Here is a 3,872-nt window from a genome sequence, read left to right on the forward strand (position 1 = left end):
GAGCAGGTGAGTGCCGACGCTGCGGCGGTCTCGACACGCTCGACCAGCGCCGAGCAGGTGAGTGCCGACGCTGCGGCGGTCTCGACACGCTCGACCAGCGGCGAGCAGGTGAGTACCGACGCTGCGGCGGTCTCGACACGCTCGACCAGCGGCGAGCAGGTGAGCGCCGACGCTGCGGCGGTCTCGACACGCTCGACCAGCGGCGAGCAGGTGAGTACCGACGCTACGGCAGTCTCGACACGCTCGACCAGCGGCGAGCAGGTGAGTACCGACGCTGCGGCGGTCTCGACAAGCTCGACCAGCGAGGCCGCCTATTCGCCGACCGGACCGCCCGCCAGCTCGACGGCGACGTCGAGGTGTCCCGCGTGCCGGGCGTACTCGTGCAGCACGTGGAAGCAGATGTAGCGCAGCTCGGGTGGGTCGGTCCGAAACCTCCCCGTCGTCGCGGCCAGCTGCTCGAGCGGCGTGGACGAGAGCACGGCCTCCGTACGCGCGGCCTGTTCGGTGAGCCGGGCGACCACATCGTCCAGCGAGACCGACGACGGCACCAGCCAGGCCGCGGCGCTCGACCCCTGCGAGTCGCCCCACGGGTCGGCGACGGCCTCGCCGAGGAAGCCCCAGGCGAACCAGCGCCGCTCCATGAAGGCCAGGTGCTGCACCAGCTCGAGCGGCGTCCAGCCGGTCGGCACCAGCGGCCGCCGCAGGTCGGCCTCGAGCAGCGAGCGCGCCTTCTCCACGACGGTGGCCCGGTAGAACGCCAGATAGGAGGCGACGTGCGCGGCCTCTCCCCCGAGCCCGGGTTGCGGCTCGGCCCTCACGACGGGCCGATCCAGGTGCCGTCGGCGTCCCAGTGCTCCTCGACCTTCTTGCTCGGCTGCACCCGCGGCGGCTCCCCGGGCATCTTGGGGTAGTCGGGCGGGTAGGGCATCTCGCCGCCCGGCAACTCGTCGTACAACGCGAGCAGCGGCTCGATCGAGTACGCCGTCTCGTCGATCTCCGCCCAGGCGTCGCCGCTCGCGGCGAGCCGCTCCGGGACCGTGAACAAGTTGAGCTCGCGCGGGTCGCGGACCTCGGCCAGCTCCTCCCACGACAGCGGGGTGGACACCGGGGCGCCCGGGATCGGGCGGAGTGAGTACGCCGAGGCGATCGTGCGGTCGCGGCAGTTCTGGTTGTAGTCGATGAAGATCCGCTCGCCCCGCTCCTCCTTCCACCAGTTGACCGTCACGCCGTCGTCGCGCCGGGCCAGCTCGCGGCCGAAGCCGATCGCGGCGTGTCGGACGTCGACGAACTCCCAGCGCGGCTCGATCCGGATGAAGATGTGCACCCCGCGGTTGCCGGAGGTCTTGCAGAAGCCGCGCAGCCCCAGCTCCTCGAGCAGCTCACGTGCCACGCCGGCGACCCGGACGGCGTCGGCGAACGACGTACCCGGCTGGGGGTCGAGGTCGAGGCGGAGCTCGTCGGGACGGTCGACGTCGGTGCGCCGGACCGGCCACGGGTGGAAGGTCAGCGTGCCCATGTGCGCGCACCACACGGGGACCGCGATCTCGGTCGGGCAGATCTCCTCGGCGGTGCGGCCCGAGGGGAAGGTGATCTCCACGGCCTCGACGTAGTCGGGCGCCCCCTTGGGCACCCGCTTCTGGTAGAAGGCGTCGGCGTCGCGGTCCATCCGCGAGGTGGCGAGCTTCATGCCGGGCCGGACGCCGGACGTCCAGCGCTCGAGTGCGGTGGGCCGGTCGCGCAGGGCGCGCATCAGCCCGACCTCGACCGACGCGAAGTACTCCGCCACCATCAGCTTGGTCACCTCGGGCGTGGCGTCGGTCGCCTCGTAGATCACCCGGTCCGGGCTCGAGACCCGGACCGCGCGGTCACCCGCCCGGACCTCGACGGCAGCGGCCTTCGGCATGGCGCCAGTAAACCGGACGCCTCCCTCGGCCGCCGTTCACTAGGTTGTTGGACCGTGAGGGAGCCCGCGCACGACGGCCTGACGTTCCGGACCTTCCGTGCCGGCGACGAGTCCGAGCGGATGGCGGGCTGGTACGAAGCGCAGTCCCGCGGGTTCCACCAGGGCCGGACCAGCGACGCGCTCCGCGGCCACCTCGAGGACCACCTCGTGACCGACGGTGCGACCGTCCGCGGCGTCTGGCTGGACCGACCGGTGCTCGGCGCCGGCGACATACCCGTCGCGACCTACCTGAGCTACGACAAGACCCTCAACACCGGGCGCGGCCTGCAGCCCGCGCGGATGATCAGCATGGTCACGGTCAGCCCGACGCACCGGCGCCGCGGCCTCCTTCGCAGGCTGATCACCGAGGACCTCGCGGACGCGGTTGCCCAGCGGGTGCCCCTGGCCGTGCTCACGGTGTCGGAGGGGTCCATCTACGGGCGGTTCGGGTTCGGTCCGGCGGTCTTCAAGCACTCGGTCGGCGTCGACACCGGCCCGCGCTTCTCCCTGCGTGCACATCACGACACCGGCTCGGTCGAGCTGCTCGAGCCCGCCGAGGCGTGGCCGGCCGTCGCGGAGGTCTTCGAGCGCTTCCACGAGCGGACCCGCGGCTCGGTGGAGCGGCCGCAGTTCTACGAGACGTTCCTGAGCGGCGAGTTCGACTTCGACAGCGGCCCGGACCTCAAGCTGCGGACCGCCGTCCACCTCGACGCCGACGGAGCACCGGACGGGTACGTCGCCTACCGGCCCGGCCCGAGCGAGGACGGCATGCGGACGATCCGGGTCACCGACCTGGTGACGCTGTCTCCGGCGGCGTACCTCAGCCTCTGGAGGTTCCTCGCCGACCTCGACCTCAGCGACCTCGTCGAGTGGGACCGTGCCCCGGTCGACGACCCACTCCCCTGGGCGCTGGCCGACCCGTTCGTGGTCCGCGTGGTCCGGCAGCGCGATGCGCTGTGGGTTCGGGTGCTCGACGTCCCGGCCGCGCTCTCGGCGCGGCCCTGGGGCCGCGACGGGCAGGTGGTGCTGCAGGTCGACGACCCGCTCGGCCACGCGGCCGGGCGGTTCCGGGTGGTCACCGGCGACGGGTTCGCCGAGGTCGAGCCGACCGAGGCCGACGCCGACGTGGTCCTCGACGCCGACGTCCTCGGCTCCCTCCACCTGGGCGGCGTCCGGGTGGAGCCGCTCCAGCGCGCCGGCCGCATCTCCGGGTCCGACGACGGCCTCCGGACCTGGGCCGCGATGGCCGACACCGGGCCGGTGCCCTACTGCGCCACCGGCTTCTGAGCCGGGCCGGTCGCGTCCGGCGTCGGGCTTGCGCCGTTCCCTAGGCTGGTGGCATGGGTTACTCGGTGGAGAAGTCCGACGCGGAGTGGCGCGAGCAGCTCTCGCCCGACGAGTACAAGGTGCTCCGCAAGGCCGGGACCGAGCGCGCCTTCACCGGCAAGTACACCGACACCGAGACCAAGGGCGTCTACGCCTGCAAGGCCTGCGGGGCCAAGCTCTTCGAGTCCGACACCAAGTTCCACTCCGGCTGCGGGTGGCCGTCGTTCTACCAGCCGATCACCGACACCGTCGAGTACATCGAGGACAACACCTTCGGCATGAAGCGGGTCGAAGTCCGTTGCGCCAACTGCGGCTCCCACCTCGGCCACGTCTTCCCCGACGGTTACGGCACCCCGACCGGCGACCGCTTCTGCATCAACTCGATCAGCCTGACCCTCGAGCCCGCCGACGAGGCCGAGCCCGCCTAGCCACCTCCCGCACCACCGCTGATCGAGCCTGTCGAGATCCCCGCAACGACGGCACCCGACCACACCACCGCCGATCGAGCCCGTCGAGATCCCCCCAACGACGGCACCCGACCACACCACCGCCGATCGAGCCCGTCGAGATCCCCCCAACGACGGCACCCGACCACCCCACCGCC

The 3,872-nt window shown here is 72.1% G+C and carries 4 protein-coding genes; 2 read left to right on the forward strand and 2 right to left on the reverse strand.

Going from position 1 to position 3,872, the window contains the following annotated elements; all coding sequences use genetic code 11:
* Nucleotides 1-311: 311 nt before the first annotated feature.
* Both VFV89_RS13635 and VFV89_RS13640 read right to left on the reverse strand, forming a co-directional pair.
* Nucleotides 312-818: a DUF664 domain-containing protein gene (locus VFV89_RS13635; protein WP_329706496.1), complete on the reverse strand. Its 507-nt coding sequence runs from the start codon at nucleotides 816-818 to the stop codon at nucleotides 312-314.
* The gene (locus VFV89_RS13640; protein WP_329706497.1) at nucleotides 815-1,903 is read right to left on the reverse strand and encodes a DNA polymerase domain-containing protein; all 1,089 of its coding nucleotides are present in this window, start codon (nucleotides 1,901-1,903) and stop codon (nucleotides 815-817) included. Before VFV89_RS13640 ends, VFV89_RS13635 begins: the two co-directional genes overlap by 4 nt.
* Nucleotides 1,904-1,957: 54 nt before the next feature.
* On the opposite strand from VFV89_RS13640, the gene VFV89_RS13645 reads away from it, so the two are divergent.
* Together VFV89_RS13645 and msrB are read left to right on the forward strand one after the other, a co-directional pair.
* Nucleotides 1,958-3,229, forward strand: a complete 1,272-nt coding sequence (locus VFV89_RS13645; protein WP_329706498.1) for a GNAT family N-acetyltransferase — start codon at nucleotides 1,958-1,960, stop codon at nucleotides 3,227-3,229.
* A gap of 53 nt (nucleotides 3,230-3,282) precedes the next feature.
* The gene (gene msrB, locus VFV89_RS13650; RefSeq protein WP_329706499.1) at nucleotides 3,283-3,696 is read left to right on the forward strand and encodes a peptide-methionine (R)-S-oxide reductase MsrB; all 414 of its coding nucleotides are present in this window, start codon (nucleotides 3,283-3,285) and stop codon (nucleotides 3,694-3,696) included.
* Nucleotides 3,697-3,872: the final 176 nt, after the last annotated feature.

The sequence above is a fragment of the Nocardioides sp. genome (assembly GCF_036274455.1).
In the GTDB taxonomy this organism is placed as follows: domain Bacteria; phylum Actinomycetota; class Actinomycetes; order Propionibacteriales; family Nocardioidaceae; genus Nocardioides.

What these genes read in the sequence shown, in the direction of transcription:
- msrB (WP_329706499.1), top strand. Translation starts at nt 3,283, where the DNA reads ATGGGTTACTCGGTGGAGAAGTCCGACGCGGAGTGGCGCGAGCAGCTC.
- VFV89_RS13640 (WP_329706497.1), bottom strand. Translation starts at nt 1,903, where the DNA reads ATGCCGAAGGCCGCTGCCGTCGAGGTCCGGGCGGGTGACCGCGCGGTC.